This is a genomic window from Intestinimonas butyriciproducens, from assembly GCF_016901775.1.
Taxonomy (GTDB): Bacteria; Bacillota; Clostridia; order Oscillospirales; family Butyricicoccaceae; genus Pseudobutyricicoccus.
In genome coordinates this window covers 1-220 of the sequence record NZ_JACJKW010000070.1, presented here as the reverse complement: position 1 = coordinate 220, position 220 = coordinate 1, and the positions used below count along the sequence as shown (strand labels likewise).

1 protein-coding gene is annotated in these 220 nt (G+C 63.6%); it reads left to right on the top strand.

Annotated elements, in window-relative coordinates:
- Positions 1-220, top strand: a 220-nt coding sequence (locus H6A25_RS12620) for a cation transporter (RefSeq protein WP_243423372.1), incomplete at both ends; no start/stop codon positions are given.

Genomic DNA, 220 nt, shown 5'->3' with positions numbered 1-220 from the left:
GACGCCCTCTTGCCCCGGATGCTGGAGATCGCCCGCAGTGTGGAGGGCACAGCAACCATTACCCCCCGGGGGGAGGGTGTACCCCAGGGAATGCGGCGGAAGACCTATCTCATCGACGGCCTGGACTGCGCCAACTGCGCCGCCAAAATCGAGCGGAAGATCAACCAGCTGGAAGAGGTGCAGGAGGCCACATTGACCTTTGCCACAAAGCAGCTGCGGG